Here is a 14847-nt window from a genome sequence, read left to right on the forward strand (position 1 = left end):
TATGTCGCGTTTATCACGTGTATGGCGCTGCTGCTGGCCGGACGCGTCGCACTGGCCGGCACCGTCGATGCCGCGCAGTACGACACGTTCTGGCTGTGGGCGGGCGTGAAGCCGCAGGCGGTCGTGCGCGGCGCCCGCGCCGTCTACGTGCTGCAAGGGCAGATCGAGGCATCGCCGCGGGACGAGTCGCAAGTACGCGTGATCGCGCAGGGCGTCGCGCTGCCACCCGCGCCGCATGCGCGCGTGTGGCTCGTCTATCGTGCGCATACGCTGCGCTGGACGCCGCGCGTCACGCAGATCATGCTCGCGCAACTCGAACGCTGGCGCGCGTCGGGTCGCACGATCACCGGTATCCAGATCGACTTCGATGCACGCACGCGCCACCTGCAGGACTACCTCGAATTCCTGCGGACGCTGCGCGAGACGCTGCCTGCCGATTGCCGGCTGAGCATCACGGGGCTGCTCGACTGGAGCAGCCGCATCGATACCGACCAGGTCAACCAGCTCAGGGGGATCGTCGACGAAGTCGTCGTGCAGACCTACCAGGGCCGCCGCACGATCCCCGACTATGCGGACTACCTGCCGCGCGTCGCGCGGCTGCAGCTGCCGTTTCGCATCGGCATCATCCAGGGCGGCGAATGGGATGCGCCGCCCTACCTCGCGGCAAACCCGTGGTTCCGCGGTTATGTCGTGTTCCTGCGCAACGAGTAGCGGGAAACACGCGACGACGTCGATCGTTCCCGTGCCCCGGATTCATTCCGGGCGCGGCGAACCCGCATCCACGTACACCCACGCGCTGACGCCCGATTCCAGCACCACGCGATCGCGGCGATACGCGTCGACTTCGTAGTCGTCCGCGTGCTGCAGTTCCTCGCGCGTGATCGCGAACACGGTGCCCGTGACGCGGTCGCCCGGTCGGCCGGTATAAGCCACCACCGGATGATGCGTCTTCCCGCTCGTCGCGACCACCTCCGGATCGTCGATCTTCAGCATCGTCATCGCGTAACCGGGCATCGCATCCTCGCGACCGTCGAGCTTGCGGCCGAAGGTGGCGAGCTGCACCGGTTCGAGTTGCAGCGTGCCATAGGAAAAGAGGTGCTCGGAGAAAGTCGGGGCGGTGCCGGACATGATTGAACTCGACAAAAAACAGGACAAACGAAACGTAACGCAGATCGCCCGCAGGCTTACGCGCCACCCGCGATCGCGCCGCCGAGCCCGGCAAGCGCAATCACGAGCAGCGCACCCGCCGACGAGGCCGTGATCCATCGTTGCTTGCGGTGAATCAGCGGATGGTTGATCGCGGCCATGTAGCCGGTCATGATCGTGAAATCGACCGCGATCCACAGCGCGGCCAGGATGGCCAGGCTCACGCGGGAATCCGGCGTGATGCCGACGAACTGCGGAAAGAACGCGACGAAGAACAGCAGGTCCTTCGGGTTCGCGATGCCGACGAGAAAGCCGCGCACCACCCCCGGCAAGCGCCACGCCTGCGACGCCGGTTCGCCTGGTGCGGCACCGTTGCCGTCGCGCGTACGGCCGGCGCGCCATTCGCCGAGCAGCGTCCGGACGGCCAGCACCGCGATGAAGACGCAACCCGCCACGTGCAACCCCGTGAGCAGGCGATCGCTGACGAGCACGACGCCGAACACCATCAGCATCGCCCCCGCGATCATCACGAGGCTCGCGGCATTCGCGCCCACCGCGGTCAGCATGCCCTGGCGGAACCCGCGCCGCGCGACGGTGCCGACCACGAGCATGACGACGGGGCCGGGCGTCGCGATGAGCAACACGATCGCGGCGAGATAGGCGAACAGCAGCGGGTAATGGAGTGCCATGACAAAAAGTTGTTGGATGGATCGACGCGCGTGCGCGCTACGATGGCATCATCTGGATTCAGCGCGGCGGATTGCACGGTTTTTTGCAGTATGGCGCGCCCGGCCTGCTGCTGAAAAACGGAAAATCCTGTCGATTGACATGAGTTTTATTCATATTCAAACCCCGTGAAGGCCAAACCGCTCCCCCCTGTCTACGCCTTGCGCGCATTCGAAAGCGCCGCGCGCACCGGCTCGTTTACGCTTGCCGCCGAGGAACTGAGCCTCACGCAGAGCGCGGTGAGCAAGCACGTCAGGACGCTCGAGGCCTACTTCGGCCGGAAACTGTTCGTCCGGCGCGGGCCCAGGATGACCGTGACGGCGGAAGCGCAGATCTTCGCGTCGGGCCTGCGGCGCGGCTTCCGGCAGATCGAGGAAGCCTGCATGCTGTTCCAGTCGCAACGCGACGTGCTGCGACTCAAGGCGCCGTCCACGCTCACGATGCGCTGGCTGCTCGACGCGCTGGCCGCCTTTCGCGACACGCGGCCCGCATTCGAGGTGCAGATCGCGAGCGTGTGGATGGATGTCGACACCGTCGATTTCTTCAGCGAATCCTACGATTGCGCGATCCTGCTCGGCACGGGCAAGTTCGGCGAGGCCACGCAGTGCGTGAAGCTGTTCGACGAATGGCTGATTCCGGTGTGCTCGCGTGCGACCGCGACGGTCGCACGCACGAATCCGGCGGCGTGCGAGCTGATCCACCCGTCGCCCGACCGGCGCGACTGGCGCCGCTGGCTCAAGGGCAGCGGGCACGACCTGGACGTCGACATCACGCGCGGGCAGGTGTTCGACATGCTCGAACAGGGCATCGCGGCGGCCATCGCCGGCCACGGCATCTCGATCGGCGATCTCGCGCTGTGCGCGACGGCAATCGACGAGAAGCAGCTCGTGCTGCCGTTCAAGACGGCCGTCAATACCGGCGACGCGTACTACCTCGTCTGGCCGGAAGACTCCGGCAAAGCCGCGCAGGTGCGCGAACTCCTCACGTTCCTGGAAGGCCGGATGCCGCGCCTGACGTTTCCGGGCATCCGCTTCAACGGGCCGGGCTGAACCCTGCGGCCGGCGAACCGGCCGCCTGGGCGACGGCGCGACGGGGCTGACGGGCGCTACCGGCCACGGTTACCCGGTGCCGCCAGCCGTCCAAAAACGGCGCAGCCCGCCGAAGCGGGCCTGCGCCGAGCGTCACGGTTACGCCTGCACGAAAGCCAGCAGATCGGCGTTGAGGACGTCCGCGTTGACCGTCAGCATCCCGTGCGAATAGCCCGGATAGGTTTTCAGCGTGCCGTTCTTCAGCAGCTTGATCGACTTCAGCGCGGCATCCGCGATCGGCACGATCTGGTCGTCCTCGCCATGCAGCACGAGCGTCGGGACGGAGATCGACTTCAGGTCTTCGGTCTGGTCCGTTTCCGAAAACGCCTTGATGCCTTCGTAATGCGCCTTGGCGCTACCTTCCATCCCCTGCCGCCACCAGTTCCGGATGACGCCTTGATGCACGGTTGCACCTTCGCGGTTGAACCCGTAGAACGGGCCGCTCGGTACATCGAGGAAGAACTGCGCGCGATTGTCGGCGAGCGCTTTCCGGAAACCGTCGAACACCTCGAGCGGCAAGCCTTCGGGGTTCGAATCGGTTTTCAGCATCAGCGGCGGCACCGCGCTGACCAGGACCGCCTTCGCGACGCGGCCGGCCGGCTCGCCGTGCTTCGCGACGTAGCGTGCCACTTCGCCGCCGCCGGTCGAGTGGCCGATATGCACCGCATTGCGCAGGTCGAGCGCTTCGACGACCGCGAACGCATCGGCCGCGTAGTGATCCATGTCGTGGCCGTCCGACACCTGCGCCGACCGGCCGTGGCCGCGCCGGTCGTGCGCGATCACGCGATAGCCCTTCTGGACGAAGAAGAGCATCTGCGCATCCCAGTCGTCGCTCGACAGCGGCCAGCCATGGTGGAACATGATGGGCTGCGCGTCCTTCGGGCCCCAGTCCTTATAGAAAATCTCGACGTGATCCTTCGTTGTGACGTATGGCATCGCGATGCTCCTGTGACGTGGATGAACATGGCACACTGGCCGGGAGCCATTATCGGACAGTATTGTTAAATGATGACGCCACGATGCAAGCGAGCGTCGGCAATCCGGTCAACGTGGGCGCTGCCACGAAGGGCGAACGATGGGGCTGCGTCAGCTGTATAAGGCTGGAATGGGCCGAACAGACGGCGTCAGGTCGGCTGAGTCAGTTCGACCCATCTCTGCCACTGGCAACGTCAGTATCAACGTCTGCGGTTCACCCCAAAACAGCCACCCAACTCTCACAGGCGCGTTTTCCCGAACGCAGAAACAGCAATGAATGGGGCGGCGGCACGCCCTAATGGCGCCCTTGTCCTAGCGTAAGAGCTCGACAATCACGACATCAGTGTCGTCTCGCGCCCTCAACACGAGCCGCGTTTCATCGCGAACGGCAATGCCATCGCGTTGCGCCAGCCTGATCGGCCCTACGTCCAGTCGCCCATGATCCGTAACCAGGTAAGCAGAACCGGGCGTCGGCAAAACGTGCTGCATTGCCGTGCCTTCGCGCAACGTCGCGATACGCAAACGTGCGTCGGCGTGAATGGGCAACGCGCCGGCGCGGACATCCTCCGGATCGCCGCTCGCCAGCGTAACGAATCGGCCCTCGCGACATCCGGGCGAACAGACGCGCGTCGCGCAGCGCGGCGTACTGGCAGGTGTGTGCGGACGGAGCCAGATCTGGAACTGCCGCGCGGGTATGTTTTCCTCGTTGCGCTCGGCGTGATGGATCGCCGTGCCGGCACTCATCACGTGGACGGAATTGGCAACCAGGCGCGCGCGATTGCCCGCATCGTCTTCGTGGGTGATGGCCCCCGAACGTACCCACGTGACGATCTCGACGTCGCGGTGAGCACGAAGCCCGAGGCCCGCGTGCTGCGCGAATTCGATGTCGTTCCACATATGGAGCGGACCGAGCGGCGCATGGTCGGCGTGCCCGACGTCGCCCGCGCGGAAATGTTGGCGGACATCAACGCCGTCGCGCCAGATTGCGTCAAGCGAAGGAAAAGGCCGATGTTCAATCATGACGATGCTCGATTCGAGTGCGCCGGGCGTAGATCGCGATCGTCGAAGACCGCGACCACCACACCCCGCGTGCTCAACCTGGCTCAGATCTGCTGCTGGCCGCCGTCGACGAACAATTCGATACCGTTCACGAAGCTCGCGTCGTCCGAGGCCAGGAACAGCGCCGCGCCAGCGATCTCTTCCGGTTCACCGAGGCGCCCCATCGGAATCAGGGAAGCCAGGTAATCGGCAAGCCCTTGCCGTTGCGTGGCGTCGTCACCGGCGAGGTCGAGCAGGCCGGGCGTGCGAGTCGCGCCCGGGCTGATCGTGTTCACGCGGACGCGGCGCTCCTTGAGGTCGAGAATCCAGCTGCGTGCAAAGGCACGCACCGCAGCTTTCGAAGCCGAATACACGCTGAACGCCGCGGTGCCTGCGCTACCCGCCGTCGAGCCGGTGAGAATCACCGATGCGCCCTCGGCAAGCAGCGGCAGCGCTTTTTGCACCGTGAACAGCACGCCCTTCACGTTTCGGTCGAAGGTGTCGTCGTAGTGCGCTTCGGTGATGCTGCCGAGCGGCAGCATCGAGCCGCCGCCGGCGTTCACGAACAGCACGTCGAGGTGCCCCTGTTCTTCCTTGATTTGTGCATACAGCGCGTCGAGCTCATCCAGCCTGGTGGAATCCGAACGTACGCCGGTCGCCTTGCCGCCGGCTTCGCGAATGCCCTGCACGGCGGCATCGAGTTCGGCCTGGCGGCGGCCCGTGAGATAGACGTGAGCGCCTTCCGCCGCGAAGCGTTGAGCGGTGGCGAGACCGATACCGCTGGTTGCGCCGGTGACGAGTGCGATCTTGTTGTCGAGTTTGCGTGCCATGGTGATTCTCCTTGCGGTTGGTAAGTGGGTAACTGCGTTCGGTGTTGCGTGCTGCGATGTGAGGAGAATATCGACGGCCTGATCTTTTCGAAATAGAATTAATCGCAATCAAACGTTGCATAAATGAAATGATGAGGGGAAATGGCTCAACTACCTGATTTCGAAGGGCTCGCGATGTTTGCGAAGGTGGCCGAGCATGGGTCGTTTGCGGCTGCGGCGCGTGCGACGGGGGTGTCGGTCGCCACGGTCTCGCGCGGTGTCGCCCGCCTGGAAGAGCGGTTGGGCGCACGGCTTTTCAATCGCACGTCGCGCCAGCTCTCGCTCACCGAGTTCGGCCGGACAATCAGCGAGAAAGCCGGCGAGATCTATCGACAGGCCGAGGAAGCGGAAAGCTCGGCACGCGAAATGTCGGTGCAGCCACGCGGGCTGGTGCGTCTGGCCGTGCCGATGTCGTACGGGCTGCGCTGGGTTGCGCCGCTGCTGCCGGGCTTCTTTCGCGCTTATCCGGAGGTGTCGATCGACCTGCATCTGTCGGATGCGTCGGTCGATCTGGTCGCCGATGGATTCGACGCCGCGCTGCGTATCGCCGCGCTTCCGGATTCATCCCTGGTCGCGCGGCGGTTGTGCGCAGTGACGCAATTCGTGGTGGCGTCGCCGGAATATCTGAGGCGTGAAGGACGGCCTACGCATCCGCGCGAACTGGCGGATCGTCCTTGTCTCTCGTACGCGTACCGCGCGCGTAGCGCTGTATGGCGCTTTACGAACGACCGCGGCGAGGAGGAACCGGTGATGCCGACGGGCCCGCTGCGCGTGACCAATTCCGATGCGCTGCTGCCGACGCTGCTCGATGGCCTGGCGATCGCCGAGCTGCCTGAATTCATCGCGGGCGAATACCTGGCCGATGGCCGCCTCGAGGCGATCCTGACCGACTGGTCGCTGACGAAGGGCGGTCTTTATTTCGTTACGCCATCGGCGCGCGCGCGGCCCGCGAAGGTGGCGGCGCTGTCGGATTATTTTGCCGAGCACCTTACCGAGCCAACATGGCGGTGGCCGAAATGATCCATCGGCGCAGTTGATCAGCCGGCGTCCATCGTTGCATTCATGCAATGATGGATTTCACACGATTCTATTTCGACAATAACGTCCGATCCGTATTCTCCTTTCCACCGGCTGCACGACATCACGTCGCAAGCCACTCAACCAGGCAAAGGAGAATCACGATGAACACGCAAGTCTCACCGAACACGCCCGATACCGCGGCGGTTGCCTTCCTCGACGCGCTGAACAGCGCCACCGGCCCGGCAATCCGCTTCCAGGGCCTCATGTGGCCGGTGGCCGACCACTCGTTCGACAATGCCTCGTACGACGCCTTCGCCAATGGCTACTTCCTGAGCCGCGACTTGATGAAGTGGTTCTGGAATACCTACACGATCGACGAAGCCGAGCGCAACGAACGCTATGCGTCGCCGCTGCGCGCCTCGCTCGACGAATTGAAGGGCTTGCCGCCCGCGCTCATCCAGACGGCGCAGTTCGGCGTGCTGCGCGACGAAGGCGAGGCATATGGATATCGACTCGACCAGGCGGGCAACGACGTGACGACGACCCGGTACAAAGGCACGATCCACGACTTTGGCCTGCTCAACGTGCTTGCTGCCGACGCACCGACGCGCGCTGCCGTGCAGCAGATGGCGACTGCGTGGAAGACGCGTCTGCAATGAATCGCATCCTTTCACGCCTTTATCGAGCCGATCATGAACAACGCCAAACAACTGCTTTTCGCTTACCTCGATTCGATTCGCGACCCACACGCAGCCGGCGCACTGTTTGCCGACGACGGCGTGCTGGAACTCCCTTATCTGAAGTCGCTTGGCATCGACGGGCAAGCACAAGGGCCAAAAGCGATCGAAGGCTTCATCGCCTCGCTTCTCTCGAAAGTGCCGGATTTTGCGTTCCGAAACGTGCGGCTGCTGATCGAAACGCCTGAGCAGGTATTCGCCGAATATGAAGTCGAAGCGCTCGTTCCATCGACGGGGAAAACCTATCGCCAGTTGTACGCAGGGCGGCTGGTGGCACGCGACGGCAAAATCCTGCTGTTGCGCGAAGCACTGGATACGATGGCTGCGGCACACGCATTCTCGACGGCGCAGCCCAATTGAAGAGATGACGATGAAAGGCCGCTCGATCAATCGAAGCGGCCTGCCGATGTTTCATCCCGGCTGGCCGAACGCAGCCGGTCGCCGCACTACAACGCGCGACCGGCGCAGTTCGGCCCACTGCCGCCGGTCGAGTCGTCCGGGCTCAACGGTGGGTATCCGAGTGGCCCGGTCATCCGCACCGACTTCTGCGGGACAACGGTTCGGCCATAGCAGCCATTCCCATTGACTCCGCCGATGGCCGCAATGGACCGCAAAGCGGGTGTCGACCTCGTCATCGTCCACAACGGGAATCGCCTGATCACGAGGATCTGTCTACCGACCTGCCTCTACCTCGCCATGCCGAACGCATCGCCCAACTGAAGCACCGCGCGCCCGGCGGCCTTATTCGGCCGCCTGCGCCGGCATCATGGCCGCGCCTTCGTATCGCCGCGCCGCTGCGCTCAACTCTGCGGCGATCTCCGCGCGCAAATGATCGGGCGCCAGCAGTTCCACCGTCGCGACATGTCCGAGCAGCAAGTTGCGCAGGGCCAGCGAAGGCGTCAGCGTCGCGCTCAGCACGAAGCCGCCGGGCTCTTCTGTAATGCGCTGATCGTCAGCCAGCCGGGCGGCGCGAAACGGGCTGCGCACGCCGTTCGGCTCAGTCACACGCAGGACCACCGACTCGGGCGGCTCCGGAAACCATTCGAAGATTTTTTCGCCGCGAATGAAAGCGGCCAGATCGAAGCCGGCGTCACGCTGCATGATGAACCCGCGCGACTGCACCGTGGAGATGCGGTCCATGCGCAGCAGGAACGGGGCACCCTGCGCGCCGCTCGAACGGCGTAGGCTCACCACCAGATACCAGAACGGCGCTTTTTCCACGATCGCGTAAGGCAGCACCAGGTAGTCGCGCAGCCCGCCCTCCGGCACGTCGGCGGCGCGATAGGCGATGGCCAGCGATTCGTCGCGATACAACGCCGCGCACACCGCATCGAACACCGCGTCGTCGACCTCGGGCGCCAGCATCGGATAGCCGGGCTCGACCCGCGCGGTCTTGCCGATCCAGGCCTGCGCGCTGCGAATGCGCGAATCCGACGGCGACATGCCCAATACGCGATTGGCACCCTCAAGATATTCCTGAAAATCGCCGATAACGCCGGGGGGAACATGGTGTCTTGCCAATTGGCGCAATTTCAGCAGGGCCAGTGAAAGATCGACCGGCGGGCGGATGGAATCACGCGGACCGCGCGCCAACAGCGTCCATTGGGTATTGCGGCCCTCGCCATTGCGTTGAATCAAACGGGCGTCCTGCAATTTCACGAACAGGCGCCGCACGGTTTTTTCACCCAATTGCGGCAAACGCGCCAGCACCGCGCTTTTGAGTTCGCCCGAGGGCCAGGCGCGTTGCGATTGCGACGCCATGACGTCGAGTACGATTTTTTCTTCGAGTGTGAGCATGAGTGGAGCGGATGTCTTGGTTCGAACACGCGTGAATACCGAGCATGCTGCCATATTGGGCCGCGACCCGGACATGCCATGTCCAGATCCCAAATCATAATGACCCGACTCGAACGCGAGACACTCGCCGGCGCGAAACCGCCGCCCTCCTTCGATTATCGCAGCGCCTAATATCGACTCAGCCACGACTTCAGTCAGGATCGGTGATGAATAACGAATACCAGAAAACCCTAGTCAAGTCGGTCAGCGTCTGTCCGATCTGGCCGGCCGAGGCCACCCGGAAAATCGGCCAGATGATCAGCGAGATCAATCAGGCCAACACCATCATGGGCAATATTTCGGCCACCGCGCAAAACGCTGCGATCAAAGGGGGGTTCGCGGCCGAAACCTTTCACGCCGAATCCTTCAATCTCGATGCGATCCTGAAGGACAAGGACGTGCGCGCCTTCACCGACGGCTTCAAGCAAACCCCGCTGACGCGCAACGATCCGACGCACGACATCGTAGTGATGAAGGACGGCGAGCAGGTGCTGGGCGCGCAACTGAAGTATTTCAAGGACGCCGACGCCACTCAGAAGGCCTTCCGTTCGACCCGCGATGGCGTTCACCATTACGAGCGGGCCGACCGTTTCATCGGCCCGTCCGATCAGATTGAGGGCGTCCAGGCGTCCGCGCACAAGACCGTGCTGAAGAATCAGCAGACCCGCCCCGAGGTGGCGCGCGCGGCCGAGAAGGTACGCGACAACACAGCCGGCCAGATCGAGCTGGATGGCGTGCAATCCGCCCCGCTCAGCAAGACCGAGGCCGAGCAGCTCGGCGCCGGCACGCAGCAAGGCAAGGATATGCACCAACGCATGCAGGACGGCTATCTGAACAGAGCCACGGTCCAACAGAGCCTGCGCGCGGCCGGTTCGGCGGCCGTCATCACTGCGGTGACGGCCGGCTGCATCAACACCTTCCAGAGCATCAAACTGTTGCGCGACGGCGAACTGAGCACCGAGCAAGCGGCGCTGCGCATCCTGCGCGACACCGCGATCGCGGCCGGCGACAGCGCCCTGAAGGCCGGCGCGGCCACCGCCAGCGTCAGCCTCGCAGCGCGCTCGCTGCCGTCGCTGTTCTCGGGTTCGGCGTTCCAGACCAGCCTGGCCAGCGGCGCGATTGCCGGCGCGACGGTCTGCGCCGTGGATCTTGTGCAATGTCTGGTGCTGTTCGCGGCTGGCAAGATGACGCGCGACGAGCTGGAAACGCGCACCGGCAAGAACATCTTCCAGACCGGCGCCGCCGTGGTGGGCGCCTCAGTGGGCGGCTCGATCGGCGCGCTGGGCGGCCCGGTGGGCATACTGATCGGCAACCTGGTGGGCGGCATGATCACCTCGCTGGCGATGAATATCGCGCTCGACAATCACATCGAGAAGTCGTTCCAGCTGACCCTGGCGGCCACCGAACAGGTGGTAGCGAACGGTTTGGACGCGCATGGCGCCTTGCAGTACCTGCAACAATCGCAGACGTATTTCGCGGGATTTCATCAGGGGCTCATGTTGTCCGAGCGCCATTTCGATCAGCAAATCAAGACCATGCAGGCGCAGGGAACGCGCCTGAAAAATAAGATCAACAATCTCTGAGATATCACGATGAATCAAGCCAGCCTGAGCGAACCCGCGGAAATTTTCGGGGCACCGCTCGACAGTTCGGAACTCGCGGCAATCACCGCGCTCGTCGAAAAGCACCGAGCCAATGCCACCGTCACGCAGCAATTGGCGATGGACGCATCGAGGCTCGTCACGGCCAGCCAGGAGCGCTTGGCGCGCCAAGCGGAAGCCGGTTTCTTCAAGCGCTTGACCCATGCGGTTAGCGGCAAGACCACCGAAAACCAGGCGCTGAACCAGGCCGACATGCTGCAAATGCAGCGCTTTGCGTGGCATTACCTGCAGCAATTGCAGCAGCAGAACCTGATCACGGCGCAAAGCATCGCGGTCATCCGCAACAACCTCGGGACGATGAACGAAGTGATCATCGAAACCCGGGATTTTCTCGAACAGGCGGTTGACCGGATCGATCAGCGCCTGCGCCATGTCGAGAACAACACGAATTTCAGCAGTTGGGCGCTAAGTATCGAGGCCAACAAGCGGCGCTTCGCGCCGATCCCCAAGAACCTGCTGGTTCTGCGGCTTGCCTACGATTTCCTTCGCCAGCATCCGGGCGCGATGCTGACCGGCCGCGAAGTCGGCAATTACCTCATCACCACGCTGGAAAAGCTCGGCGTGAATTGCGACAAAACCGTGCGCCTGCTCGATTTCATCAATGATTTGATCGATCAGATCGGCGTGGTGGGCCTCGATCAATACCGCGCCACCGTCGCGCTGTCGACCGATGCGCACGACATCGACTCGGCCTATATCCAGAAGTCGATTTCCGGCGTCGGCTTCAACGCGCTGTATTTCCTGGCCGATCACTACGAGAGGGTCGCCGACCTGATTGGCGACCCTGAACTGTGCGCCAGCGACGCGGCGCGCGAGAAAATCATCGCCAAATTCTTCGGCCAGGAGCTGAACGGCCTAGCCGCGACCTACAGCATTCGCGATCTGACCTGCGAAATCATCGGCGGAGGCCAGTTGGCGATCGCTGTGTATCGCGATCAGCACGGACTCGACGTGCCGCCCGAGGAGCCCGCTCTGGACGCGGAAGCCGCGCCGGGGCAGATCGCGCTGGTGTCGTCGCTGCCGGACATCACCGCGCACAGCTTCCTCGACGCCTGCGGCAGCCAACAAGCCAAGCGCGATTACCTGTTGCTGCTGGCCTTGTGCGTGGACAACGCCGCGGCGCTCAACGGCCCGGCGCGCGAATTCATCGCGCTGCTGGCCGACCATGCTGGCGTGCCTGAGTTGCGCCAAGACGTGCTCGCGCTAGCCGACGATCCGCGCAAAGCACTGCGCTGCCAGCCGATCATGCAGGCCCTGCTCGACGACGAGAACAAGAAAGCGACCTGGCTGCTCGACGCCTTCTTCCTGTTGACGCTCGCGCAAAAGCCGATCGAAAGCCCGGCGATCAAGATCGTGCTTGGCCTGCTCAAACCGGCGAACCTGAAGGACAGCCTGCCGAACCTGCTGCTGATGGTGAACGGCGAGGACCCCGCCGCCGTGCTCGACGCGGCCCAGCAGTTGAACGCGAGCACGCAGGGCTGGAAGAACCCGGTGCGCTACCGCGCGCTGCGTTTCGAGGCCTGCTATTCCGAGGTGCTCAAGCAGTTGAGCGTGGCCAACTGGGCCAATCTGCGCATCACGCTGGAAATGGGCAGTGTGTCCATGAAGGCCATGGAATATACGTACTACATGCCGCCGTCCGACGGCGGTTTCCTGGGCGGCCTGGTGGACAAGGCCGGCTCCGCCGCCTACAGCCTCGGGCGGCGTTCGGCGCTGTCGAGCCTCAACGAACTCCGGAAGAAGGCACGCGATTTCTTGTCGGAGCACCGATCGGCGCTGTACGCGGCGAACAGCCGGATTGCGCGCTGGGACCTGCCCGAATTCGAGTTCTCGGACGACATCGTCTATTCCGATTACGTGCTGGACGACTCCACCGACAACGAAGACTGGGGCGACCAGTTCCAGCGCTACTACAACCAGCTCGATCACACGCTCAATGCGTTTTCCAGCGCGTGCACCGAAGCCGCCGAGCAACTCGAGTTTTTCGTCAAGGGCGATTTCGATTCCTCGGTCATCGCGATCAAGGAACGCAAACGCGCGGAATGGCAGCAGAAGCAGGCATTGGAACAGTTGGAGAAGCGGTCGGTGCCGATCGTGAAGGACGGCGAGCGCTACCGGCTCGGTCTCGAATGGCAGCAAGTAACGCAGCCGCCGTGCGAAGCGGAGAAGATCACTCACATCCGCACCGACGGCAAGATCTGGCTGGTAGTGGCCAGCATCGATTCGAAGGACCGCTTCTATCGAAGCGAAGACGGTTTGCAGTGGCAGGAGGTGTGGCTTGATGCGCCCGAATACAAGGTCAGCCTGAACAAGCTCGAGATCGTCAACGGCGTGTGGATCGCATGGAACCGCTCGTGGGCGCGCGGTCCGCGCCCCGAGGGCCTTTATTACTCGCACGATGCATTGAACTGGCAACACAGTGCCGGCCCCGCGCCCGCGAACAACAACAATCTGTCGCTCAATGACGGGCACTTGTCCTATCGGGACATCGTGTATTTCAACGGCATGTGGCTGTGGACCGCGACGAAATACCAGCGTTACAGCTATGTCGAAAAAGGCTTCTTTTCCAACACCACCAAGTCGGGCTCGTATGCGCAAACCCTCGTGTTCCGCGCGACCGATCTCGCCGGCCCTTGGGAGCTCTGGGATCAGACGCCGCGCACCGACGAGGGCGTGGAGATCGAAAGGATCTGCGCGCTGCCCGGCCGCAATGGCTTGCTGGCGTTCTGCAAATACGACTCGTCGTACATACGCGACAAGAAGAAGCCCGAGGAGCCGCCATTCGTCATGTATTACGGCGCGGCCAAAGCGTGGCAAAAATGCGACTGGGACAGCAGCTCGCGCTACACCGTGTCCAGCACGACATCGGTTCACCTCGGCTCGGGCGGCAGCCTGATGTGCGTCGCGTCGGAACTGTTCACCTCCGACAAGGGCTATGCGTGGACGCATCGCAGCACACCGATCCACATCGGCCAATGCTTCGCGCTGCGAGACCTGAGCCTGATTACCTCGAGCAGCGGCGGAGCAATGCTGGTGAGCCAGGACGACGGGCTCAGCTTCGAGGAACTACGCATGGAGGATGGCCACTGGAACCACCTGACCGCCAACGACACGAACCTGCTGGCCGTGTACTACGAGAATCGGCACGAGGAAACCGTGCTGCGCATCGGACACTATCGCTACCTGCCGCAGTCCTGATCCGCGCTGAACCCTGCTGAACCACGCGGCCGCCACGAGCGGCCGCGTTTCATTTCATCGGCGTGATTTCAGCGGATTCGCAGCGCATCCGGACACGGCGCGTCCAGCTGCGCACCTAGCATGAAGTCAGTCACGCACTCTGGCGCTGACGCCATCCCCTCACAGGAGTCGAACACCATGCCTTACAACAACTCGGCACTCGAAACGCTCGCCGCCTTTGCCATCACGTTCGCGGCAGGCCTGCTCTCCAGCATCGCGTTCGGGAAATACGTCGACAAGGTGCGCCGCGATGCGATCGATTCGGTGTCGCGCCCGGCCTGAACGCGGCACGCTCAACGCGATGCAGACGCCATGCGCTGGATCGATCTAGGCTTCCCTCGGGCTCACTCCCGCCGACGTCCGCTTTGCAGTCCATTGCAGCCAACGGCAGAATCGATGGTGAACGTCGGCTAAGGCCGATAAAGGAGCATTCGTCTTTTACAAACGGATGGCCGGTTACGGGGCGGAGCCGACGCCTGGACGTCCTACCGACGACTCATGTGAACGGCCGTTT

General features: G+C 63.4%; 13 protein-coding genes and 1 pseudogene. 8 read left to right on the plus strand and 6 right to left on the minus strand.

What is annotated here, in order from left to right; translation table 11 throughout:
- Window positions 1-21 precede the first annotated feature (21 nt).
- On the plus strand, window positions 22-711 hold the full coding sequence (locus tag ACTJLD_RS36025; protein WP_060174754.1) for a DUF3142 domain-containing protein: 690 nt from the start codon (window positions 22-24) through the stop codon (window positions 709-711).
- A gap of 42 nt (window positions 712-753) precedes the next feature.
- Here the strand turns inward: ACTJLD_RS36025 and ACTJLD_RS36030 are convergent, their stop codons facing one another.
- Both ACTJLD_RS36030 and ACTJLD_RS36035 read right to left on the minus strand, forming a co-directional pair.
- Window positions 754-1128 carry a gamma-glutamylcyclotransferase family protein gene (locus ACTJLD_RS36030; RefSeq protein ID WP_059697202.1) on the minus strand — a complete coding sequence of 125 codons (375 nt, stop codon included), beginning with the start codon at window positions 1126-1128 and terminating at the stop codon, window positions 754-756.
- Between the two features lie 56 nt (window positions 1129-1184).
- The gene (locus tag ACTJLD_RS36035; RefSeq protein WP_060084123.1) at window positions 1185-1835 is read right to left on the minus strand and encodes a LysE family translocator; all 651 of its coding nucleotides are present in this window, start codon (window positions 1833-1835) and stop codon (window positions 1185-1187) included.
- 198 nt (window positions 1836-2033) lie between these two features.
- On the opposite strand from ACTJLD_RS36035, the gene ACTJLD_RS36040 reads away from it, so the two are divergent.
- Complete coding sequence (locus ACTJLD_RS36040; RefSeq protein WP_264164939.1) at window positions 2034-2921, plus strand: LysR substrate-binding domain-containing protein; 888 nt, start codon at window positions 2034-2036, stop codon at window positions 2919-2921.
- Between the two features lie 138 nt (window positions 2922-3059).
- Here ACTJLD_RS36040 and ACTJLD_RS36045 read toward each other — a convergent pair whose 3' ends face one another.
- The 3 genes from ACTJLD_RS36045 to ACTJLD_RS36055 all read right to left on the minus strand — a co-directional run bounded on the left by ACTJLD_RS36045 (window position 3060) and on the right by ACTJLD_RS36055 (window position 5803).
- On the minus strand, window positions 3060-3896 hold the full coding sequence (locus ACTJLD_RS36045; RefSeq protein WP_021157880.1) for an alpha/beta fold hydrolase: 837 nt from the start codon (window positions 3894-3896) through the stop codon (window positions 3060-3062).
- 351 nt (window positions 3897-4247) lie between these two features.
- Entirely contained in the window at window positions 4248-4955 is a 708-nt protein-coding gene (locus ACTJLD_RS36050; RefSeq protein WP_440661129.1) for a pirin family protein, read from the minus strand.
- 83 nt (window positions 4956-5038) lie between these two features.
- Window positions 5039-5803: an SDR family NAD(P)-dependent oxidoreductase gene (locus ACTJLD_RS36055; RefSeq protein ID WP_059492642.1), complete on the minus strand. Its 765-nt coding sequence runs from the start codon at window positions 5801-5803 to the stop codon at window positions 5039-5041.
- Window positions 5804-5944: 141 nt separating this feature from the next.
- Here ACTJLD_RS36055 and ACTJLD_RS36060 point away from each other — a divergent pair, with 141 nt between their 5' ends.
- The 3 genes and pseudogenes from ACTJLD_RS36060 (at window position 5945) to ACTJLD_RS36070 (ending at window position 7959) form a co-directional block, all read left to right on the plus strand.
- Window positions 5945-6862 carry a LysR family transcriptional regulator gene (locus ACTJLD_RS36060; RefSeq protein WP_113046046.1) on the plus strand — a complete coding sequence of 306 codons (918 nt, stop codon included), beginning with the start codon at window positions 5945-5947 and terminating at the stop codon, window positions 6860-6862.
- Between the two features lie 194 nt (window positions 6863-7056).
- Window positions 7057-7521, plus strand: a pseudogene (locus ACTJLD_RS36065) (alpha/beta hydrolase fold domain-containing protein); the annotation flags it as partial.
- A 33-nt stretch (window positions 7522-7554) separates the two neighbouring features.
- Complete coding sequence (locus ACTJLD_RS36070; protein ID WP_440661130.1) at window positions 7555-7959, plus strand: nuclear transport factor 2 family protein; 405 nt, start codon at window positions 7555-7557, stop codon at window positions 7957-7959.
- Between the two features lie 381 nt (window positions 7960-8340).
- On the opposite strand, the gene ACTJLD_RS36075 is transcribed toward ACTJLD_RS36070, so the two are convergent.
- A complete protein-coding gene (locus ACTJLD_RS36075) occupies window positions 8341-9396 on the minus strand; it encodes a helix-turn-helix transcriptional regulator (RefSeq protein ID WP_226151387.1) in 1056 nt (351 codons plus the stop codon).
- 206 nt (window positions 9397-9602) lie between these two features.
- Between ACTJLD_RS36075 and ACTJLD_RS36080 the strand changes: the two genes are divergently transcribed.
- The 3 genes from ACTJLD_RS36080 (at window position 9603) to ACTJLD_RS36090 (ending at window position 14615) form a co-directional block, all read left to right on the plus strand.
- Window positions 9603-11018, plus strand: a complete 1416-nt coding sequence (locus tag ACTJLD_RS36080; protein WP_226151388.1) for a hypothetical protein — start codon at window positions 9603-9605, stop codon at window positions 11016-11018.
- A 9-nt stretch (window positions 11019-11027) separates the two neighbouring features.
- Complete coding sequence (locus tag ACTJLD_RS36085) at window positions 11028-14294, plus strand: hypothetical protein (RefSeq protein WP_440661132.1); 3267 nt, start codon at window positions 11028-11030, stop codon at window positions 14292-14294.
- A gap of 177 nt (window positions 14295-14471) precedes the next feature.
- On the plus strand, window positions 14472-14615 hold the full coding sequence (locus ACTJLD_RS36090) for a hypothetical protein (protein ID WP_175925440.1): 144 nt from the start codon (window positions 14472-14474) through the stop codon (window positions 14613-14615).
- The last annotated feature ends 232 nt before the right edge of the window (window positions 14616-14847 follow it).

This window comes from Burkholderia sp. 22088, assembly GCF_052045915.1.
GTDB lineage: Bacteria > Pseudomonadota > Gammaproteobacteria > Burkholderiales > Burkholderiaceae > Burkholderia > Burkholderia cepacia.

Bases quoted from the DNA above. Each gene is read 5' to 3' on its own strand.
- ACTJLD_RS36025 (WP_060174754.1), top strand. From the start codon at position 22: ATGGCGCTGCTGCTGGCCGGACGCGTCGCACTGGCCGGCACCGTCGAT.
- ACTJLD_RS36030 (WP_059697202.1), bottom strand. From the start codon at position 1,128: ATGTCCGGCACCGCCCCGACTTTCTCCGAGCACCTCTTTTCCTATGGC.
- ACTJLD_RS36035 (WP_060084123.1), bottom strand. From the start codon at position 1,835: ATGGCACTCCATTACCCGCTGCTGTTCGCCTATCTCGCCGCGATCGTG.
- ACTJLD_RS36045 (WP_021157880.1), bottom strand. From the start codon at position 3,896: ATGCCATACGTCACAACGAAGGATCACGTCGAGATTTTCTATAAGGAC.
- ACTJLD_RS36050 (WP_440661129.1), bottom strand. From the start codon at position 4,955: ATGATTGAACATCGGCCTTTTCCTTCGCTTGACGCAATCTGGCGCGAC.
- ACTJLD_RS36055 (WP_059492642.1), bottom strand. From the start codon at position 5,803: ATGGCACGCAAACTCGACAACAAGATCGCACTCGTCACCGGCGCAACC.
- ACTJLD_RS36060 (WP_113046046.1), top strand. From the start codon at position 5,945: ATGGCTCAACTACCTGATTTCGAAGGGCTCGCGATGTTTGCGAAGGTG.
- ACTJLD_RS36070 (WP_440661130.1), top strand. From the start codon at position 7,555: ATGAACAACGCCAAACAACTGCTTTTCGCTTACCTCGATTCGATTCGC.
- ACTJLD_RS36075 (WP_226151387.1), bottom strand. From the start codon at position 9,396: ATGCTCACACTCGAAGAAAAAATCGTACTCGACGTCATGGCGTCGCAA.
- ACTJLD_RS36080 (WP_226151388.1), top strand. From the start codon at position 9,603: ATGAATAACGAATACCAGAAAACCCTAGTCAAGTCGGTCAGCGTCTGT.
- ACTJLD_RS36085 (WP_440661132.1), top strand. From the start codon at position 11,028: ATGAATCAAGCCAGCCTGAGCGAACCCGCGGAAATTTTCGGGGCACCG.
- ACTJLD_RS36090 (WP_175925440.1), top strand. From the start codon at position 14,472: ATGCCTTACAACAACTCGGCACTCGAAACGCTCGCCGCCTTTGCCATC.